Source organism: Ligilactobacillus ruminis DSM 20403 = NBRC 102161 (assembly GCF_900113455.1).
In the GTDB taxonomy this organism is placed as follows: domain Bacteria; phylum Bacillota; class Bacilli; order Lactobacillales; family Lactobacillaceae; genus Ligilactobacillus; species Ligilactobacillus ruminis.
In genome coordinates this window covers 1-20152 of the sequence record NZ_FOPI01000011.1, presented here as the reverse complement: position 1 = coordinate 20152, position 20152 = coordinate 1, and the positions used below count along the sequence as shown (strand labels likewise).

Below are 20152 nucleotides of genomic sequence, written 5' to 3'. Positions count from 1 at the left end.
GATTAATATATGGAAAGAGAATTAACTATTCAAGAAACTCAGTCTATTTCATTGGAGATATTGCACGCTATTGCAGAAATATGTGAAAAACAGCATTTGCGCTATTCACTCATTTATGGAACGCTTATAGGTGCAATCCGTCATCACGGATATATTCCATGGGATGATGATGTTGATATTATGATGCCGCGTCCGGACTATGATCAATTATTAACTTATTTAAAAGAACATATAAATGATTATCCGCATTATAAGGTTTTTAATCACGATGAATGTCCTGATTATCCGTATATGATTACTAGAATCAGTGATGACAGGTACAAGATCGTTATGGAAAACGAAAAGCCGTACGGAATGGGTGTATTTATTGATATTTATCCGTATGATGGCCTTGGTAAGACGAAGAAAGAGGCAGTGAAATATGGTCTAAAAGGTGATAGATTGTCATCACTTTGCTATCAGGCAACAAGAGATCATTTTGCTATTGAAACCACAACTTCATTGTTTAGAAAAATATTTAAATTTCCAGTATATCTCTACGCAAAACTAAGGGGAAAGGACTACTTTCAGGAAAAATTAAAAAAGTTAAGTGGTTTAAAAAGTTATGCAGATAGTGAATACGTTGGCTGCGTTGTTTGGTTATCAGGTGGGGCTCAAGATATTTGCCCTCGAAGTTGGTTTGATGAAACTATTTTGGTTCCATTTGAAAATTATGAGTTTAGAGTGCCTAAACAGTATGAAGATGTTTTGCATCATAATTATGGTGATTATATGAAACTTCCGCCTGAAAAAGATCGGACAGGCCATCACTGCTTTAAAGTATATAAAAAAACTGAATAACGATTGACTCGGCCTTGTTACCGGTTCACAGGTCGAGTTTGATTTTAGGACAACGTTCACAAAAAATAGTTGAGGGATGTATATGAACAATAAAGAAAAAGATATATTGAACAATATAATGCTAAAACCATTTATTAGTCAAAGGGTATTGGCCAATGAATCAGGATGTTCATTGGGAATGGTAAATAAGTCAATAAAAGAATTAATAAAAGCGGGATACTTGGATGATAAAATTCAACCGACAAATAAAGCCAAAATTATATTTAAAGAAAATGTTCCTAAAAGAGCAATTATTTTGGCTGCTGGATTTGGAATGAGAATGGTTCCTATAAACATGGAAACTCCAAAGGGGCTCATAACGATTAATAAAGAGCCGCTTATCGAAAGAATTATTAAACAGCTTCATGAAGTTGATATCAAGGAGATATACGTGGTTGTTGGTTTTATGAAAGAGAGTTATGAATATCTAATCGATGAATATAACGTAGAATTGATTGTTAACACTGAATATCGTGACAAAAATAACCTTCATTCATTGAAATTAGCAAGTGATCATCTAAATAATGCGTATGTGATACCGTGTGATGTTTGGTGCAAAAAGAATCCTTTTAGAAAACATGAGCCTTATTCCTGGTATATGGTCAGCAACCTTAAGGATGAAGAAAGTACTGTTCGTATCAATCGACAGATGAATCTTGTAAAGATTAAAGGTGATTTTGTTGGAAATACAATGATAGGTATCAGCTATTTTTCAAGTGAAGATGCTATTGATGTTTCTAAAAGAATTAATAAGTTTTCCAAGGACATTAAGTACGATGATTCTTTTTGGGAAGAAGCACTTTTTTATAGCGACAAATCAACTATTGCAGCACGTTTGGTTTCATCAGAGGATGTTTGTGAGATAAACACATATGAACAGCTTAGAGAAATAGATTGTGATTCCAATCAGCTTAAAAATGATGCTATTCAGATAATCTGTGATGCATTGAACGTAAACGAAAGAGATATAACAGGTATCACTGTTTTGAAAAAGGGGATGACAAATAGATCTTTTCTATTTTCATGCAAAAACAAGAGATATATAATGCGAATACCTGGCGAAGGGACTGATCAGCTTATTAATCGCAAACATGAAGCTGATGTTTATCATGTTGTTAAAGATAAAAATATTTGTGATGATATTGCTTATATTAATCCTGACAATGGTTACAAGATTACGGAATTTTTGGATAATGCAAGAGTCTGTGATCCTATGAATGATAATGATGTTAAAAAGTGCATGAAGATATTGCGTAATTTTCACGATATGAATTTAAAAGTAGAACATGAATTTAACATTTTCGAACAAATTGAATTTTACGAAAAGTTGTGGCATGGAGCAAAATCAGCATATAGGGATTATGAGGAAACTAAGGAGCATGTGTTATCCCTCAAGTCGTATATCAATGCACACGTAAATAGAAAATCTTTGACGCATATTGATGCCAATCCGGATAATTTTATGTTTATAAAAAGGAACGGCAAAGAAGAAATAAGACTAATCGATTGGGAGTATGCAGGCATGCAGGATCCTCACGTAGATATTGCAATGTTTTGCATATATTCATTTTATAACAGGCAACAGGTTGATCAACTGATTGACGATTATTTTTCAGAAGGTTGTGATGATTCAACAAGGATAAAAATATATTGTTACATCTCTTCTTGTGGGCTGCTTTGGAGCAATTGGTGTGAATATAAGCGAAGTCTTGGTGAGGAGTTCGGTGAATATTCTTTGAGACAATACCGTTATGCCAAGGAATATTATCGTATTGTACAAGAAGAGTTAGAAAAATGAAAAGAGAGCGTGGGAAAATAAGTGAATAGAGTAAAAAGAGCAATTATTATGGCCGCAGGATTTGGAAATAGAATGAGACCTGTGACATCGTTTACGCCTAAACCGATGGTAAAAGTTAATGGTGTTCGAATGATCGATACTGTAATTGATGGTTTGCATAAAAACAATATTAATGAAATTTATGTAGTTGTCGGATATTTAAAAGAACAATTTGAAAATTTAAAAAATAAATACGCCGATGTAAAACTGATCGATAATCCTTATTATGATACATGCAATAATATTTCATCTTTGTATGTTGCAAGAGATCATATTGAAGATTCCATTATTTTGGATGGAGATCAAATTATTTATAATCCTGATATTTTAAATCCTGAATTTGAATTGTCAGGGTATAACAGCATTTGGACCGATGAAGAAACGGATGAATGGCTTCAGACAGTAGAAGATGGCATCGTTACTTCTTGTTCACGAACAGGAGGCAAGAAAGGATGGAGACTTTATAGTATTTCAAGGTGGTGTGCTGAAGACGGGAAGAAATTAAAGAAATTTTTGGAAATAGAGTTTGAGCAAAAGAAAAATCGGCAAATTTATTGGGATGATGTCGCTATGTTTTGTTATCCGCAAGAATTCAAATTGGGGATTCGACCAATGAAAGCAAGCGACATTATAGAAATTGATAATATAAGTGAATTAATCAAATTAGATTCTAGTTATCAAAATTACGGGGAGGAAAAATGAGTATGGATATTAAAAAAGAACGCGGGAAAATAGATTGGATGATAACTTTGCTCCCTTTGGGAATTATTCTCCTTCTTTGTGTATTATTCTTTTTTGAACCTAAAAAATCAAATTTGGTTTTAAGTCAAATTCGTTTCTTTTTTGGTGATACTTTTGGTGTTTACTATTTGATAATAGGATTGGGTATTTTTCTACTTTCATTGTATCTTGTCGTTTCTAAATATGGTGAAATTGTGCTAGGTGCACCTGACGAGAAACCTAAATATCCGTTCTTTATTTGGGGATCGATGATGTTCACTTGTGGACTTGCAGCAGATATCTTGTTTTATTCATTCTCAGAGTGGGTCATGTATGCTACGGATCCCCACATCAAAGAGATGGGAAGCATACAGGATTGGGCTGGTGTTTATCCGTTATTTCACTGGAGTTTTATTCCTTGGGGGTTTTATCTGGTTCTTGCCGTTGCTTTTGGGTTTATGCTGCATGTCAGAAAAAGAAATCGTCAAAAGTATTCTGAAGCATGTCGCCCGATTCTTGGAAAGCATACGGATGGATGGCTTGGAAGAATTGTTGATTTATTAGCAGTATTTGCATTGTTAGCTGGTACAGCCACAACGTTTAGTGTCGCAACACCTCTGATGGCTGTTATAATCGGTGAATTGTTCCATATAACTATCAGTAGGACAATCATTAATGTTGTTATCCTTTTGATTACTTGTGCGGTATATACATATTCTTTGCTTCACGGATTCAAGGGAATAAGTAAATTGGCTAATATTTGTATCTATATGTTTTTTGGACTGCTTGCGTTCGTGCTTCTTTTCGGAGGGGAAACTCGTTACATCATTGAAACGGGATTTTCATCCTTTGGGAAGATGATTCAAAATTTTGTGGATTTATCGACTTTTACCGATCCGCTACGTAAAACCAGTTTTCCGCAAAATTGGACAATCTACTACTGGGCATATTGGATGGTATGGTGTGTGGCAGCTCCATTCTTTATAGGAAATATTTCTCGAGGCAGAACCGTGCGACAGACTATCTTGGGCGGGTATGTCTTTGGTGCAGGTTCAACATTGATGAGTTTTATAATTTTAGGAAACTATTCTATGGGATTACAAGTCACTAAGAAATTCAATTTCATCTCTCAATATAAGAGTGATGGTGATCTCTACGGCATGATCGTTTCTGTTCTCAAAACAATGCCTTGTTCACAGTTGGTAATGATTATCGTATTGCTGACTATGATTGCTTTTTATGCCACTTCCTTTGACTCAATTGCACTTACGGCATCTTGCTACAGCTATCATTTTTTGGATGAGGAACAACAGCCAAGCAAAGTCGTTCAGTTGATGTGGTGCATCTTATTGATTATGCTTCCGATTGCTCTCTTATTCTCAGAGAGTTCCATGAGAAATCTCCAATCTGTCAGCATAGTAGCCGCATTTCCGATTGGTATGGTTATTGTGTTGATTGCAGCCAGTTTCATAAAAGATGCAAATAAGTACATGGAAGAACTGAAACTGAATAGATGATTATGTATCCGTCTTATTAAAATATTTTTAATGAAAATTACATTAAATTAATATAGCGTTTTAATTTAAGTAGTAGTATAATGCAAATGAAAGTTTCATAGAAAGGGGAACTATTTATGAAAGATAAAAAACTATGCAAATATTGTAGGAGGATTGCTGTATCGCTGGCATTGTTAACGGCGGTGTCGATAGCAGATTCGACTTCTGTTTTTGCATCTGAAAAAGCGGATCAATCGCAAAGCATTGAAACTTCAGCGAATACCAATGCTTCAAGTGATATGGTTAAAGACAGCAGCAGTTCTGTAAACGGTAATGATAGTGCGGCGTCTAGTACTGACGAGACGAATTCAACCTCTGTATCCAAGGGAACTCAAAATGCCGTATCACAGCAAAGCATTGAAACTTCAGCGAATACCAGTGCTTCAAGTGATATGGTTAAAGACAGCAGCAGTTCTGTAAACGGTAATGATAGTGCGGCGTCTAGTACTGACGAGACGAATTCAACCTCTGTATCCAAGGGAACTCAAAATGCCGTATCACAGCAAAGCAAAGCAGACGTTGCAGTATCCGATGCCAACTCGTTAAAGTCTGATAGCAAACTAGCAGCTGTCGCATCAGTTGCTGATTCATCTCAACCGCAAAACGGTTGGTGGAAAGACGAGGATTACTATTGGTATTATTTTGAAAACGGTGAACCTGTTAAAGATAAGTTGAAAACAATAGGTAATTATACATATCATTTTCTTTATGACGGAAAGATGGATACCAATAATACATTTGGGTATGAGTCTGGGCTTGGATATAATTATTATCGAGTAGACGATCAAGGCCATTTAGTTAAGGGATGGTATCAAAATTATTGGGGTGATTGGTACTATTATGACAAAAAGACTGGTCAAGCCTTTACAGGCTTGCAGACGATAGACAACCAAAAATATTACTTTAACACCTATAACTATGGTAAAATGAGTACGAATGAAGAGGTTGAATACCAGCATAAGTATTATCGTACGGATGAAAACGGACATCTTGTCAAAGGATGGTATAAAAAATATTACAGCTGGTATTACTATGATAACAATGGGGTACGTGTTTCCGGATACAGACCGATAAACGGTAAAGGATACTATTTTTATTTTGATTATGATGGCCAAATGATTGACGACGATAAAGCCCACATTTTCGATGGGGTTTTCTACTATATCAATGGATCGGGCATTGTTTTAAAGAGACAGGCGATAACTAAAGATGAATGGGTTCGAGTAGGAAATGACTGGTATTACGTGAAGAATTCTCACGGAGGCGAGTTTTTATCAGACGAAACTGCAACATTGGGAGGACGTACGTATCATTTTGATAGAGACGGTAAAATGTCCAAAAATTGTAGTGTTATAGACTACTATCAAAATATGCTTTACTATTATGGATCCGATGGGGCACTTGTTTTAAAAAAGATGGATGCAGATAATGATGGATGGGTTAAATCCGGCAACAATTGGTATTATGTAAAAGATAAAGATTTAGTAAAGAGCGAGTTTTTTGGTGTAGATGGGCATACGTATCACTTTGATTTCAATGGAAGAATGTCCACAAACTATGTTACCATTTATAGAAATGTGTTTTATTATTTTGGTGCCAACGGTGCTCTTTCAATGAAACGCAATGCTTCTAGAAATGGTTGGATTAAAGCGGGAAATGATTGGTATTATGTTAAAAATAGAACCTTAGTTAAGGGTGAATTTTTTGGTGTAGGTGGACACACATATCATTTCGATAGTAGCGGTAAAATGTCTGCAAACTATGCTACCACTTACAAGAATGCCTTTTATTATTTCAGATCTGATGGTGCTCTTTCAATGAAACAAACTATTACTAAGGATGGTTGGATTAAGGCAAGTAACAATTGGTACTATGTAAAGAACAAATCTTTAGTGAGAGACCAACTTATTAATGTGGGTAGGTACACGTATTATATGTATGCAAATGGTAAGATGGCTGTGAATACAACTATTAGATATTACGATTCTGCAACCCATAAATATGTAAGTTATCGTGTAGATAGTAAAGGACACGTCATTAAATAATAGTTACTAAAATATAAGAAAACTATAATCGGTCGTTAAAATAGCGGTGTGTACACAAATAGCCCGAGATAGTATTATTATCTCAGGTTATTGCGTATGCATCGTTTTTATTTTCTTATTTACGAGGTAAGATCGATGTTCGTAAGCGGTCTTTAAATAAGCGTTCTTCATAAACCTCCGATATCTTGGTATGCTTTAAACATCAAGTATATCGGAGGTTTAAATATGAAATTGGATGACGTCGTGGAAGTCAACCTTGTTGACCGAAGCCCTTTACACATTAACTTAAAATTTCATTCAAGCAAAAATGTATTATAATCATTGTTAGCATATGGTTGTTATCGGTATGCTAATTGTGAGATAATGAAGTTATCTGATTAATGAAAGAAGAGGAATGTAGTTATGAAAGGAATAATTCTTGCGGGCGGATCGGGTACGCGTCTGTATCCGATCACCAAAGGAATTTCAAAACAGCTGATTCCGGTTTACGACAAGCCGATGATTTATTATCCGCTGTCAACGCTCATGCTGTCCGGAATCAGAGACATTTTGGTTATTTCGACGCCGGAGTATACTCCGTTGTTTGAGAGCCTTTTGGGAGACGGTTCCGATTTTGGAATCAACCTTTCCTATAAGGTTCAGGAACATCCGAACGGTTTGGCTGAAGCGTTTATTTTAGGAAAAGAGTTTATCGGGTCTGATTCCGTCTGCCTGATTTTGGGCGACAACATCTACTACGGAAGCGGCCTTTCAAAGCAACTCCAGGAAGCAGCCAAAAAAGAGGACGGCGCAATCGTCTTCGGGTATCACGTCAACGATCCGGAAAGATTCGGCGTGGTCGAATTCGATGAAAACATGCATGCCTTGTCGATTGAAGAAAAGCCGGAACATCCGAAGAGCAACTATGCCGTCACCGGCCTTTACTTCTATGACAATGACGTTGTCGAAATCGCGGAAAATCTGAAGCCGTCCGATCGTGGCGAACTTGAAATCACGGACGTCAACAAGGAGTACTTAAGACGCGGCAAGCTTGACGTCAAGCTCATGGGCCGCGGGTACGCATGGCTCGATACCGGGACTCATGATTCGATGCTTGAAGCGGCAAGCTTCATCTCGACCATTCAAAAGCGTCAGAACCTGAAGGTGGCCTGCCTTGAGGAAATTGCGTACCGGATGCACTGGATTTCAAGGGAAAAGCTCATAGAGCTGGCGCAGCCGCTGAAGAAGAACGACTACGGTCAGTATTTGTTGCGTCTGGCAGCTGAAGATTAGAAAATTACAGAGAGGTTTTATTGAAATGAACATTATTGTTACAGGCGGCGCGGGGTTCATCGGCAGCAACTTCGTGTTCCATATGCTTAAGGCACATCCGGATTATCGCATCATCTGCGTTGACAAGCTCACGTATGCGGGCAACCTGTCGACGCTCAAGTCGGTGATGGACAATCCCAACTTCCGTTTCTGCAAGATTGACATCTGCGATCGTGAAGCAATTTACAAACTGTTTGAAGAAGAACATCCCGACATGGTTGTCAACTTTGCGGCCGAATCGCACGTCGATCGTTCGATCGAAAATCCGCAGCTTTTCCTTGAAACGAACATCATGGGGACATCGGTTTTGATGGACTCCTGCCGCAAATACGGCATCAAGCGCTACCATCAGGTAAGCACGGACGAAGTCTACGGCGACTTGCCGCTTGATCGTCCCGACCTGTTCTTTACGGAAGAAACTCCGATTCATACGAGCTCTCCTTACAGCAGCTCCAAAGCATCGGCCGATCTGTTGGTTTTGGCATATCATCGTACATATGGCCTGCCCGTGACGATTTCTCGCTGCTCAAACAACTACGGTCCGTATCATTTTCCTGAAAAACTGATTCCGTTGATGATCATCAACGCCTTGAACGACAAGCCGCTTCCGGTTTACGGCGAAGGCCTCAACGTTCGCGACTGGCTTTACGTTGAAGATCACTGTCGCGCGATCGATCTGATCATCCACAAAGGACGCGTCGGAGAAGTGTACAACGTCGGCGGCCATAACGAAATGAGAAACATCGACATCGTCAAGATCATCTGCGAACAGCTCGGCAAGCCTGAAAGCCTGATCACGCATGTTGCCGATCGCAAGGGGCACGACCGCCGCTATGCGATCGACCCGACGAAGATTCATGACGAGCTCGGATGGGAACCTGAAACGATGTTTGCGGACGGCATTAAGAAGACGATCCAATGGTACCTTGACAACAAGGACTGGTGGGAAGACATCGTTTCCGGCGAATATCAGAACTATTATAAGAAAATGTACGAAAATCGCTGATTTGTTTGTGAGGGAAAGGCATGAAAATTTTTGTAACGGGCGTGTCCGGACAGCTCGGACACGATGTAATGAACGAACTCAATAAACGCGGATACGAAGGCATCGGTTCAGATATCGCGCCTGAATATGCCGGAGCTTCCGACGGAACGTTCGTCACGAGCGCTCCCTATGTTTCGATGGACATTACGGACAAGGAGGCCGTCGAAAAGACGATCACGGATCTGAATCCTGACGTCGTGGTCCACTGTGCCGCATGGACGGCCGTCGACATGGCAGAAGATGACGACAAGGTCGAGCTCGTGCGTCAGGTCAACGCAAAGGGAACCGAAAACATCGCTCTGGTCTGCAAGAAGCTTGACTGCAAGATGGTCTACATCTCAACGGACTACGTCTTCGATGGACAGGGCACGAAGCCATGGGAACCGGACTGCAAGGACTACAAGCCGCTGAACGTCTATGGTCAGACCAAGCTCGAAGGCGAGCTTGCGGTAAGCCAGAATCTGGACAAGTACTTCATCGTGCGCATTGCCTGGGTCTTCGGCGTCAACGGCAAGAACTTCATCAAGACGATGCTGAACGTTGGCAAGACGCACGATACGCTGAAGGTCGTGTCCGATCAGATCGGAACTCCGACCTACACATATGATCTTGCGCGCCTTTTGGTCGACATGATTGAAACGGACAAGTACGGCTATTATCACGCAACGAACGAGGGCGGCTATATTTCATGGTATGATTTTGCGTGCGAAATCTTCAAGCAGGCCGGCTATAAGACGAAGGTCATCCCTGTGACGACCGAAGAGTACGGCCTTTCAAAAGCCGCGCGTCCGTTCAACAGCCGCTTGGACAAGAGCAAGCTCAAAGAAAACGGCTTTGAACTGCTGCCGACTTGGCAGGACGCGCTGTCGCGGTATTTAAAGGAAATCGAATACTAAAGAGGTAATTCAAATGGGACAAATCAATGTTGAAAAAAACGTCGGCGGAATCGAAGGCCTTTGCGTCATCACGCCGGCAGTCCACGGTGACGATCGCGGATATTTTATGGAAACGTACAATGAAAACGACATGAAGGAAGCAGGCATCGACGTGAAGTTCGTGCAAGACAACCAGTCGATGTCGACCAAAGGCGTGCTGAGAGGACTGCATTTCCAAAAGCACTTCCCGCAATGCAAGCTCGTGCGAGCCGTTCGCGGAACGGTGTTTGATGCGGTCGTCGATCTTCGTCAGGATTCGAAGACGTACGGCAAGTGGTACGGCGTGACGCTTTCAGCCGAAAACAAGAAGCAGTTCTTGATTCCCGAAGGCTTTGCGCATGGATTCCTCGTTTTGAGCGATGAAGCGGAATTCTGTTACAAGGTCAACGACTTCTGGCATCCAAACGATGAAGGCGGCATGGCCTGGAACGATCCCGAAATCGGGATAGAGTGGCCGGAACTTGTCGGTGAGTACAAAGGCACTCCGTCCGCTGAAGGCTACACGCTTGAAGACGGCACGAAGATCACTCTGTCCGACAAAGATCAGAAGTGGCTCGGATTCAAGGACACGTTCAAGTTTTAAAATAATTTTCAAAAGATCCGGAATCGGTGTGCGGTTCCGGATCTTTTATTGTTATCAAAATAAAAATTTTTTTATATTTATTTAGAGATCCGCAGATTGATTGGATTGCTTAAAACAAAACTATAGCAAATTTTTGAAGAATGTTTGTTCTTATGACGGGGGTTCGATTCCTTATAGCGATTCGACAGGTGACGGAAAATATGATTTCGGACTCACCAATAGTTGTAAAGGCAACGGTGGTTTGATGGACAGCATGTCGAGCGTGGCCTGGATGCTAAAATCAACGTGACAAACGTCTTCGATGGCAAGAAAGTGTTTCTGATCAAGACGTTGCCTGATGATTGTTTGGGATTTGAAATAATCGGGATTATTGTTGTGGTTTGTGTGATTATGGGAGTTGCGATGGCGGTTAGAAGGAGAAGACTTTGAATCATATAGTTTTATTATCAATAATTTTGGGAGCTGGAGTTAATGCCAGTTTCTTTGTCGTCCAAAAATTATCATAGTAGATAATATTATGGTAAAATTGTTTTTGAGATTAATACTGCAGAAATTAGTGAGATGAAAATGAATAATAAATATCTTATAAGCTGGCATGACAGTGCTAAAAATACTGGTGGAACAAAGGCAAAAGATGATGTTGAATTCTTTTTGAGAAATCAAGGATACAAAATCATAGATACTCCGCATAATAGGTATCTTAAAATGTTATATGTAATCTTTGTTTTGCCATTTGTGTGCTTAAAAATACGCCGCGGCGTAATTTATGTTCAATTTCCGACAGGCATACCTTTTCAAATGAAGATGATAATATTTTTTATCAAGCATTTTTCTGGCGCTGAGCTGGCGTATATCATACATGATATAGAAACTTTGAGGATATGGAATGATGGCAATGACCATCCTGAGAGTGAGCAAACGGAGCTGTCGTTTTTAAAAGAAGCGGATGGGATAGTTTCGCTCAATCATAAGATGACAGACTGGTTGATTGAAAAAGGAATCAAGGCACCAATAACTGACATGAAAATATGGGATTATAATAACCCTAAGACATTGACTGATTCGAGAGAGTACAAGAAAAGCATCGTATTTGCGGGAAATTTGGGCAAATCAACGTTTTTGAAAAAATGGGATTTGGAAACTTCGATTGATGTTTACGGACCCAATGCCGCAGATAAGTATCCAAACAACGTATCATACCAAGGAGTCCTAGCCGCTGAAGAACTTCCTGGTGCACTAGTCCAAAGTTTTGGATTGGTCTGGGACGGAAACTCCATGGATACATGTACAGGTAATTATGGAAGTTATTTGAGAATTAATGATCCACATAAAGTATCGTTGTATCTGAGTAGCGGACTTCCGATCATTATTTGGTCAGAGGCGGCATTGGCAGACATTGTAAGAGATGAAAAACTGGGGATAACCGTAGATAGTTTGAAGGATATTGACAGAGCTTTATCTGAAGTGAAAGTCGATGATTATCAAAAAATGTGTTCAAATGTACAAAACATAGCCAAGCTGATGAGAAAGGGATATTTTTTGACAAACGCTACTGATGAGTTAAATAAGTTGATGAATAGGCAGGAATATTGAATGAAGAACTATATTATATCTTTAGAAGATACCGAAAAGAATACGGCTGCACCCAAGGCCAAGGTAGATGTAGTTAAGTACTTGGAAGAACTTGGATTTGTTAACAAGTATTTGAAATTTGAAACCGATTCTAGTTTAAAATCCAAGATTCAGAAGTATTTTGCGTTAAAGATAACGGTGCCGAGCTTTTTCAAGAAGCATCGAGATATGGATGCTTTGGTCTTGCAATACCCGCTCTATTCAACGGTTATTACTAAAGCCATAATTGACAATGCAAGAAAATATACCAATGCCAAACTTTATTTCGTCATTCATGATTTGGAATCATTAAGGTTGTTTAGAGATAATAAGGAATTTATCAGGGAAGAAGTTGGGATTTTGAACGGTTCTGACGGATTGGTCGGTCACAATGATAAAATGAATGAGTGGCTTAAAGATAATGGTGTCAATGTTCCTATTGCTAATTTGGAAATTTTCGATTATGACAACCCTCAAGAAATACAAAGCGGGTATCCTTATGATGGATCCTTGTGCTTTGCCGGCAATCTAAAGAAAGCTGATTTTTTAAACAGACTTGACATAAAGCATCAGTTGTTTTTAATGGGGCCTAATCCGCAAAATAATTACGGTGAATGCATTAATTATGAAGGTCAATATACTCCTGAAGAGGTTCCGGCACACTTGAATCACAGTTTCGGATTGGTGTGGGATGGAAAAAGCGTGGACAAGTGCGATGGAGTATTTGGGGAATACATGAGATACAACAACCCGCATAAGGTGTCATTGTACTTGAGTTCAGGAATACCGGTTATTATTTGGAAAGATGCCGCATTGGCTGATTTTGTTGAGAAAAACAAAGTCGGGATAGCCGTTGAGTCGTTGGAAGACGTTGATTCGATTTTAGACGAACTCAGCAGCGAACAGTATAATGAGATAAAGAGTAATACGCAAGTAATTGCTGAAAAGATGCGTTCCGGATACTATATCAAGAACGCAATCAGGCAATTGATACACTAATTTAATCGAGAAGAGGAATAGAGTATGCAAGCAATGCTCATTTTGGCACACAAGAATGTTGATCAAGTGTTGCAGTTGGCATCTAAATTAAACAGAAGGTTTGAAGTCTATATTCATTTTGATACCAAATGTCCTGTTAGTGAAAAAGAGAAGTCGTTTATGGATGATAACGGCATTAAACATATCTCTGAAGTTGATGTAAACTGGGGCAGTTGGAGCATAGGCGAGGCTGCATATCGTTTGATGAAACTTGCTTTGAAGAATCCGGATATATCGTATGTGCATGTTATTTCAGGTCAAGACTGGCCAGTAAAAAATATTGATGAGTTATATGAAGTTTTTGAAAATAACGATAGAATCTATATGCGTTATATCAAGGCTGAAGACAGAATTAAGTCACATGAACGGCTGATTTGGTGGCAAAAGTTCTATTTTAACTACGATGCCGTTAAGCGAAGAACCATTTTTGGAAAGTTTTATCATCGTTTTTTGATATTTGCCCAATTGTTGCTCAGAGTTAATAAGTTCAAGAAGCTGGGAATAGATCTTGATATTTATACCGGTGCCAATTGGATGGATCTCCCGAGGGATGTTGCACAATACTGTGTGGAATATATGGATAAGCACCCCAACTTTGTCAAGATGCTTCAAACAGGGTGTTTTTCGGATGAATTCTGGGTTCAGACGATATTATGCAATAACGAGGACTATTTGAAAAGATGTACGAACGAAAACTATCGTTATATAAAATGGGTTGAACAATATGAAAGCTATCCCGCTGTCCTGGACGAAAAGGATTTGAATGAGATAAAAAGCGGCAACTTCTTTTTTGCGAGGAAATTTGATTTTAAGCATTCCAGTGATTTGATTGAAAGGCTCAATGAAGTTTATAAAAATTGAACATAATAAAATGAGTCCTTACTGTGTCATAAAGTTCAGTAAGGACTCATTTCATTATCTGTTTTCTTCAGGTTCTTCTTTTTCTGTCAACGTGATTACGCCAACGGCATTTAAACCGGTATGCGTCATGATGATCGGACTTGTCAAACGTGCAATATATGCGGCATCCTTGCTTCCTTCCGGCAACATGGTTTCTTTGATCCGTTCAAGGAAGTCTTCATCGGTTCCAACGGTTGAAAGAGACAGTTCCTGAATGTGATTGTCCTGATGGAACTTGCTCAATTCTTGGCAATATTTCAAGAATGCTTTGCGACTGCGTCCCTTGTAGACAACGTCAAGACTATTTTCGCGCAGACGAACGATGATTTTCAGGTTGATCAATTTGGTCAAAGCACCTGCCAATTTGCTGACGCGACCGCCGGCAACCAAACAGTCCATGTTGTCAATCAAAACGTCCGTCGTCGTGCGCTTATGGATATCCAAACAGTGTGCTTTGATTTCTTCGACGCTTTTTCCTTCCGTAGCATCTTTTGCGGCTGCTAAGACCTGGAAAGAAAGCGCACGATCAGTTTCTTTGCTGTTGATGACGGTAACGCTGCATTTTACCATTTCAGCGGCAGAACATGCGGTTTGGTATGTACCGCTTAAAACGTCAGACATCATGATTGCCAAAATCTCGCTGCCATCAGCTCCAAGTTGTTCAAATGTTTCTAAAAAACGTCCCATTGGCGGTTGACTGGTCTTTGGAATGTTGCCCTTGCGCAGTTCGTCGACGAGTTCCTGTCTTGTGATCGTTTCGCCGTCAACGTGGTTTTCCCCGTTGATTTCGACTGACAACGGAATAACGTGGATATCGTATTCTTCAATTTCTTTTGGTGTCAACTGAGCTGAGGAGTCGGTGACAATCTTGATTTTCGCCATTCGAAATGGTCCACCTTAAAATCGTTTTCTATGTGTATATTATACCGCAAAGAGAGAATGTGTTCCAATATTGCAATTTGGGAATTATTCTTCTTTAAATGCCCAGAAACGTTGTCCGATGTAGTTCAAGCCGACGAAGAATACCGATCCTGCAAGCATTGCGATATTGTCCTGAATGCCCTTGTCAAATGAACTGAATGCCCAAATAGCCAATGGTTTTGCAACACCGTACGCAACAAGATAGCAGACCGTAATGTTGATAATGAATTTGACAACGGTCTTCATGCTCTTGGACTTGTTTTGGAAAGTAAAGTACTTGTTTAAAAAGTAGCTGACAATGCTTCCGACCACGTAGTTGGAGGCAGAAGAGATCCAGTAACTGAGATGGAAGAAGTTATAGCAGATGAACATGGTTCCCATGCCGACTGCAGTGTTCACGATTCCGACCAAAATGAACTTGATCATGGTCACGTCAAAAAAGTTTTTTAGTTTATTCATTACAATTACCTGTTATTTCTTTTCTTTTACGATATAAATAGGTCGGTGCTTGACCTCAGTGAAGATTTTGCCGATGTACTTGCCAACGATTCCTAAGCAAAAGAGCTGGATTCCGCCGATAAACAGCATGATGCAGACCATGGAAGCCCAACCGCTTGTCGGATCGCCATGAATCATGTAGCGGATAACGATGAAAAGGATGGCACATCCCGAAATCAAGGCCGAAATGAAGCCGATAAACGATGCGATATCAAGCGGGAAACGCGAAAAGTTGACGATTCCGTCGATTGAATATTTGAATAAGCTCCAAAAGTTCCAGCTTGTTTTTCCGGCAACGCGTTCATGATTTTTATATTCAAGATATTTGGTATTGAAACCGACCCAGCTGAAGATGCCTTTTGAAAAGCGATTGTATTCACTCATTTCGAGAATCGCATCAACCATTTGGCGCGTCATGACGCGAAAATCACGGGCGCCATCGACGATTTCGGTATCGGAAATCTTATTGATGATTTTGTAAAACATTCTGGCGAAAAAAGACCTGATCGGTGGTTCGCCTTCACGCGTTGTCCTGCGTGTGCCGACGCAGTCATAGTCTTCGTTTTCGAGGATCTTGATCATTTCAGGTAGCATCTCCGGCGGGTCCTGCAGGTCAGCGTCCATCACGGTCACATAATCGCCAGTTGCCTGCTGAAGACCGCAGTACAGTGCGGCTTCCTTGCCAAAGTTGCGGGAAAACGACACGTAATGCACGTTTTCAGGATTAAGTTTGTTTAATTTGCGCATTTCTGCCAAGGTTCCGTCAGTCGACCCGTCATTGATGAACCAATATTCAAATTTGATATTTTCCAGCTTTTTATTGACTTCCTCTGTTGCTTTATAAAACAGAGGAAGACTTTCTTCTTCGTAATAGCACGGGACAATAATTGATAATATCTTCATTTTGAGAATCCTCCATGGGTAGTTGCCTATGCGGAAAACAAGGGCTTACTAGGTTATATTATACATTAGATACGGTGATATGTGATTTAAAATTAATATATTGATTGTATTAAGGGTGATTTTATGTGATATAATTTGTTGTTGATTAACAGTTTTTATCATAGGGGGAAATAGGATGAGCAAGAGAAAAAAGGCATCGATAGTGGTTATATCCAGTCTATGCACGTTGTCTCTTTTGTTGATGATCATGTATATTCAAGGCTTCATTCCGTTTGGAAACGATAAATCACTGGCATCAATGGATGCGCATATTCAATACATTGATCTGTATGCATATTTAAAAGACGTTATTTTAGGCAAAAATAATTTTTCATACACTTTTTCCAATGTGTTGGGTGGAAGCAGCTTTGCCATTTTTAGCTATTACCTCTCTTCTCCCATTAATTTATTAGTAATTTTTTTCAGCAAAGATAATTTGCGTACTTTCTTTGATATTGCGGTTGTCATTAAGCTGGTGCTTGCTGCGCTTTCATGCAGTTATTTTTTTGCGGAAACATTCAAAGAAAAGATTAATAGCAATTTGAAGTATGCAATGACAATTGTTTTATCCGTCAGCTATGCGCTTTGTCAATATAATATTGCTCAAAGTAGCAACATCATGTGGCTTGACGGTGTTTATATGCTGCCATTGATGTTGTTGTTCATTCACAAAATCGTCATTGGTGAATCAAAAGGATGGAAACTGGCTAAGTAGGATATATGATAATAGCCAACTGGTATAGTGCAGGCATTAACTGCATCTTTTCCGGATTTTGGTTTATTTTTGAATATGCCAGAAATTATCAGAAAAAAGATGCAGCTAAAGATCAGCTTGTAAATTTACTGAAAAATGGATTAAGCTATGTTTTTGCAATGGTTCTTGGAATCATGCTGAGCGCATTTTTGTTCATTCCGACCGTTAAGGCATTACAGGGGAGTTCTCGCGGTGATTTGAAGTGGGACAATCTTTTTGATAATAAGATAACCGGTGATATAAAAACGGTTCTTCAAAATTACGTTTATGGTGCAACAAGTGCTGAAAACAGCGTAGCTCTGTTTTGTGGATGCATTGTTGCAATCGGCGTGATTGCCTTTTTCCTAAATAAGAAAATTAAAGTAAGCGTAAAAGCAAAATGCGGACTATTGCTTTTGTTTGCCATTTTGAGCATGTATTGGAAACCGTTGATATCGGCATTTTCCATGTTTCAGGATGTTAATGGTTATTGGTATCGTTATTCATATCTAGCTATTTTTGTATTGATATACATTGCGGGTGAATATTTCTTGGGCAGTGAATATGGGATGGTGCCTACGTCTGTCAGTGCTATTTTATTGAGCGTGATGATTGTTTTGTTAAACCATGCAAAGCATGCTCAGCCGATTAGGGAAGTTTATGCAACCGCACTGATGTTTCTTGTGACAGGGTTCGCATTTGGTTTGGTTATATTCATTAAATCAAAAAATATAAATATCAGGTTTTATCAATCATCAATCTTACTGATGGCCTTTTTATGCATAGGCGATTCAGTGTATAATTCTGTTTTGCTGATGGATAAATATGCGGAACATGACAGTTATTTAAGAAGCAAAGAGGCTAAAGAAGCAAGTAAACAAATCAGCATGATTCAAAGCAGAGACAGAGGAGTTTATCGAATAACGCAGACTTACGCTGGAATTAATGCAAATTATGATGAAGCATTTGCACATAATTATTGGTCGTTGGCAGGATACACGTCTTCGCCGAATGATATGCAGAGGGGCTTTTTGGATAAAGCAGGATATAATATCATGGGGCCGAATTTTTGCGTCGTCAATACCTCCATGTTGGGTATAGATTCATTTTTGGGAACAAAATACGTGCTGTCCTCATATCCGATCAATGGGTTGAAGAGAGTGAAAGACATTGGTGAGTACAATGGGCGTAAAACGTATTTGAACCCATATGCCCTTCCTATGGCTGTACAATATAAGGACAATAACGTTGCATATAACTTAGCCAATCATTTTGAATATCAAAACAGCTTATATAGCAAACTTATCGGCAAAAAGGTTTCCGTTTATCAACCCTTGAATTTTTCATTGGTTCAAGAAGGGGATATCAAACAAAAGAAACCGATGATTTACAAGGTTTCTTTGCCAAAAAACGGCAAGTACACCGTTTACGGAATGATTCCTTGGAACACATGGGTGAATGCGGAACTAAACGTTGATGATAAATATAAAATTCCATATTCATCATGGCTGTCCCCGGTAGTATTCCATATGTCGACTGATGGCAGTAAAGAAACGGCAAACGTCTCTTTGGCAGCTAAAACGTCCTATGATATAAAAAGAGACGGAGTTGCATTTTATGCATTGGATTTAAAAGAATTTGCCAAAATTACGTCCAAACTAAAAGTACGGGAACCTAAATTTATGCAAATAAAAAATGGCGACGTTAAAATCATGACGACTGCCAAAGAAAAGGGCGAAAGTCTTTATTTATCGGTCCCGTGTGACAAAGGATGGACGATTAAGCTAAACGGAAAAGACGTACAAACGCAGATGATTGGTGATTGTTTATATTCGATTCCGTTGAGGAAAGGAAAGAATAATTTGAGCATGCACTACATGGTTCCGGGATTCTTCAAGGGACTAGTCGAAACTTTGATCGGCATTATTTTGTTGGGAATCTGGATAACCGTCTGCAAATGCTTTAAAGCTAGGGAGATATTTTGATTAAGGAAAAATACGATAAAAATTTATTAGTATGCATATTGTGTTCTTTAGTGGTGGCAGCTGCAATTTTTGGGACTGCCATAATTAAAGGCAACGGTGCATTTACGATATTTGCTGATTTTAATGCACAACAGTTGCCGTTTGATACGGCAGTCAGAAATGCCCAGCCGCTTGTCGGGTCGCCGCCATGGACGATGTAGCGGATGATGATGAACAGGATTCCACAGCCTGACAGGAAGGCGGAGATGAAGCCGACAAACGATGCGATGTCAAGCGGGAACTGCGAGAAGTTCACTATGCCGTCAATGGAATACTTGAACAGGCTCCAGAAGTTCCAGCTTGTTTTTCCGGCAACGCGTTCATGATTTTTATATTCAAGATATTTGGTATTGAAACCGACCCAACTGAAGATGCCTTTTGAAAAGCGATTGTATTCGCTCATTTCGAGAATCGCATCAACCATTTGGTGCGTCATGATGCGAAAATCACGGGCGACGTCGACGATTTCGGTATCGGAAATCTTATTGATGATTTTGTAAAACATTCTGGCGAAAAAAGATCTGATCGGTGGTTCGCCTTCACGCGTTGTCCTGCGTGTGCCGACGCAGTCATA

At 39.5% G+C, this 20152-nt stretch carries 20 protein-coding genes; 16 read left to right on the top strand and 4 right to left on the bottom strand.

Annotated elements, in window-relative coordinates; genetic code table 11:
- The first annotated feature begins 9 nt into the window (after positions 1 to 9).
- From BMZ95_RS04270 to BMZ95_RS04215, 14 genes are all read left to right on the top strand, one after another.
- Positions 10 to 840, top strand: coding sequence for a LicD family protein (locus tag BMZ95_RS04270; protein WP_046922251.1), 831 nt, complete (start codon positions 10 to 12; stop codon positions 838 to 840).
- A gap of 82 nt (positions 841 to 922) precedes the next feature.
- On the top strand, positions 923 to 2677 hold the full coding sequence (locus BMZ95_RS04265) for an NTP transferase domain-containing protein (RefSeq protein WP_046922250.1): 1755 nt from the start codon (positions 923 to 925) through the stop codon (positions 2675 to 2677).
- Between the two features lie 21 nt (positions 2678 to 2698).
- Positions 2699 to 3418, top strand: coding sequence for a sugar phosphate nucleotidyltransferase (locus BMZ95_RS04260; RefSeq protein WP_046922249.1), 720 nt, complete (start codon positions 2699 to 2701; stop codon positions 3416 to 3418).
- A 2-nt stretch (positions 3419 to 3420) separates the two neighbouring features.
- The gene (locus BMZ95_RS04255) at positions 3421 to 4953 is read left to right on the top strand and encodes a BCCT family transporter (RefSeq protein ID WP_202813193.1); all 1533 of its coding nucleotides are present in this window, start codon (positions 3421 to 3423) and stop codon (positions 4951 to 4953) included.
- Positions 4954 to 5069: 116 nt separating this feature from the next.
- On the top strand, positions 5070 to 7037 hold the full coding sequence (locus BMZ95_RS04250) for a hypothetical protein (protein ID WP_074786445.1): 1968 nt from the start codon (positions 5070 to 5072) through the stop codon (positions 7035 to 7037).
- Between the two features lie 402 nt (positions 7038 to 7439).
- Complete coding sequence (rfbA, locus tag BMZ95_RS04245; protein ID WP_046922701.1) at positions 7440 to 8309, top strand: glucose-1-phosphate thymidylyltransferase RfbA; 870 nt, start codon at positions 7440 to 7442, stop codon at positions 8307 to 8309.
- Positions 8310 to 8334: 25 nt separating this feature from the next.
- A complete protein-coding gene (gene rfbB, locus BMZ95_RS04240) occupies positions 8335 to 9354 on the top strand; it encodes a dTDP-glucose 4,6-dehydratase (protein WP_046922700.1) in 1020 nt (339 codons plus the stop codon).
- 20 nt (positions 9355 to 9374) lie between these two features.
- Positions 9375 to 10289 carry a dTDP-4-dehydrorhamnose reductase gene (gene rfbD, locus BMZ95_RS04235; protein ID WP_046922699.1) on the top strand — a complete coding sequence of 305 codons (915 nt, stop codon included), beginning with the start codon at positions 9375 to 9377 and terminating at the stop codon, positions 10287 to 10289.
- 13 nt (positions 10290 to 10302) lie between these two features.
- The gene (gene rfbC, locus BMZ95_RS04230; protein ID WP_003697765.1) at positions 10303 to 10911 is read left to right on the top strand and encodes a dTDP-4-dehydrorhamnose 3,5-epimerase; all 609 of its coding nucleotides are present in this window, start codon (positions 10303 to 10305) and stop codon (positions 10909 to 10911) included.
- A gap of 100 nt (positions 10912 to 11011) precedes the next feature.
- Positions 11012 to 11200 (top strand): hypothetical protein, encoded by a 189-nt coding sequence (locus BMZ95_RS10780; RefSeq protein ID WP_143454952.1) that lies wholly within the window; start codon positions 11012 to 11014, stop codon positions 11198 to 11200.
- Positions 11197 to 11340, top strand: coding sequence for a hypothetical protein (locus BMZ95_RS11125; RefSeq protein WP_155400512.1), 144 nt, complete (start codon positions 11197 to 11199; stop codon positions 11338 to 11340). Before BMZ95_RS10780 ends, BMZ95_RS11125 begins: the two co-directional genes overlap by 4 nt.
- Positions 11341 to 11478: 138 nt before the next feature.
- Complete coding sequence (locus tag BMZ95_RS04225) at positions 11479 to 12504, top strand: glycosyltransferase (protein WP_046922702.1); 1026 nt, start codon at positions 11479 to 11481, stop codon at positions 12502 to 12504.
- Positions 12505 to 13521, top strand: a complete 1017-nt coding sequence (locus BMZ95_RS04220; protein WP_046922698.1) for a glycosyltransferase — start codon at positions 12505 to 12507, stop codon at positions 13519 to 13521.
- Between the two features lie 24 nt (positions 13522 to 13545).
- Positions 13546 to 14421 carry a beta-1,6-N-acetylglucosaminyltransferase gene (locus BMZ95_RS04215; RefSeq protein WP_014072731.1) on the top strand — a complete coding sequence of 292 codons (876 nt, stop codon included), beginning with the start codon at positions 13546 to 13548 and terminating at the stop codon, positions 14419 to 14421.
- 54 nt (positions 14422 to 14475) lie between these two features.
- On the opposite strand, the gene BMZ95_RS04210 is transcribed toward BMZ95_RS04215, so the two are convergent.
- From BMZ95_RS04210 to BMZ95_RS04200, 3 genes are all read right to left on the bottom strand, one after another.
- Complete coding sequence (locus BMZ95_RS04210) at positions 14476 to 15342, bottom strand: DegV family protein (protein ID WP_046922697.1); 867 nt, start codon at positions 15340 to 15342, stop codon at positions 14476 to 14478.
- Positions 15343 to 15426: 84 nt separating this feature from the next.
- Entirely contained in the window at positions 15427 to 15840 is a 414-nt protein-coding gene (locus BMZ95_RS04205; RefSeq protein ID WP_014072733.1) for a GtrA family protein, read from the bottom strand.
- 12 nt (positions 15841 to 15852) lie between these two features.
- Entirely contained in the window at positions 15853 to 16782 is a 930-nt protein-coding gene (locus BMZ95_RS04200; protein ID WP_056990392.1) for a glycosyltransferase family 2 protein, read from the bottom strand.
- A 175-nt stretch (positions 16783 to 16957) separates the two neighbouring features.
- On the opposite strand from BMZ95_RS04200, the gene BMZ95_RS11585 reads away from it, so the two are divergent.
- The gene (locus tag BMZ95_RS11585) at positions 16958 to 17536 is read left to right on the top strand and encodes a YfhO family protein (RefSeq protein ID WP_056990390.1); all 579 of its coding nucleotides are present in this window, start codon (positions 16958 to 16960) and stop codon (positions 17534 to 17536) included.
- A gap of 5 nt (positions 17537 to 17541) precedes the next feature.
- Entirely contained in the window at positions 17542 to 19539 is a 1998-nt protein-coding gene (locus tag BMZ95_RS04190) for a YfhO family protein (RefSeq protein WP_056990384.1), read from the top strand.
- Here the strand turns inward: BMZ95_RS04190 and BMZ95_RS04185 are convergent.
- The coding region (locus BMZ95_RS04185) for a glycosyltransferase family protein (protein WP_074786442.1) at positions 19523 to 20152 on the bottom strand (630 nt) is incomplete at its 5' end. The genes BMZ95_RS04190 and BMZ95_RS04185 overlap by 17 nt on opposite strands.

Excerpts from the sequence above, each read along its gene's own strand:
- BMZ95_RS04210 (WP_046922697.1), bottom strand. The coding sequence starts at position 15,342 with ATGGCGAAAATCAAGATTGTCACCGACTCCTCAGCTCAGTTGACACCA.
- BMZ95_RS04205 (WP_014072733.1), bottom strand. The coding sequence starts at position 15,840 with ATGAATAAACTAAAAAACTTTTTTGACGTGACCATGATCAAGTTCATT.
- BMZ95_RS04220 (WP_046922698.1), top strand. The coding sequence starts at position 12,505 with ATGAAGAACTATATTATATCTTTAGAAGATACCGAAAAGAATACGGCT.
- rfbB (WP_046922700.1), top strand. The coding sequence starts at position 8,335 with ATGAACATTATTGTTACAGGCGGCGCGGGGTTCATCGGCAGCAACTTC.
- BMZ95_RS04270 (WP_046922251.1), top strand. The coding sequence starts at position 10 with ATGGAAAGAGAATTAACTATTCAAGAAACTCAGTCTATTTCATTGGAG.
- rfbC (WP_003697765.1), top strand. The coding sequence starts at position 10,303 with ATGGGACAAATCAATGTTGAAAAAAACGTCGGCGGAATCGAAGGCCTT.
- rfbD (WP_046922699.1), top strand. The coding sequence starts at position 9,375 with ATGAAAATTTTTGTAACGGGCGTGTCCGGACAGCTCGGACACGATGTA.
- BMZ95_RS04225 (WP_046922702.1), top strand. The coding sequence starts at position 11,479 with ATGAATAATAAATATCTTATAAGCTGGCATGACAGTGCTAAAAATACT.
- BMZ95_RS04190 (WP_056990384.1), top strand. The coding sequence starts at position 17,542 with ATGATAATAGCCAACTGGTATAGTGCAGGCATTAACTGCATCTTTTCC.
- BMZ95_RS11585 (WP_056990390.1), top strand. The coding sequence starts at position 16,958 with ATGAGCAAGAGAAAAAAGGCATCGATAGTGGTTATATCCAGTCTATGC.
- BMZ95_RS04255 (WP_202813193.1), top strand. The coding sequence starts at position 3,421 with ATGGATATTAAAAAAGAACGCGGGAAAATAGATTGGATGATAACTTTG.
- BMZ95_RS04215 (WP_014072731.1), top strand. The coding sequence starts at position 13,546 with ATGCAAGCAATGCTCATTTTGGCACACAAGAATGTTGATCAAGTGTTG.
- BMZ95_RS04265 (WP_046922250.1), top strand. The coding sequence starts at position 923 with ATGAACAATAAAGAAAAAGATATATTGAACAATATAATGCTAAAACCA.
- BMZ95_RS04250 (WP_074786445.1), top strand. The coding sequence starts at position 5,070 with ATGAAAGATAAAAAACTATGCAAATATTGTAGGAGGATTGCTGTATCG.
- rfbA (WP_046922701.1), top strand. The coding sequence starts at position 7,440 with ATGAAAGGAATAATTCTTGCGGGCGGATCGGGTACGCGTCTGTATCCG.
- BMZ95_RS04200 (WP_056990392.1), bottom strand. The coding sequence starts at position 16,782 with ATGAAGATATTATCAATTATTGTCCCGTGCTATTACGAAGAAGAAAGT.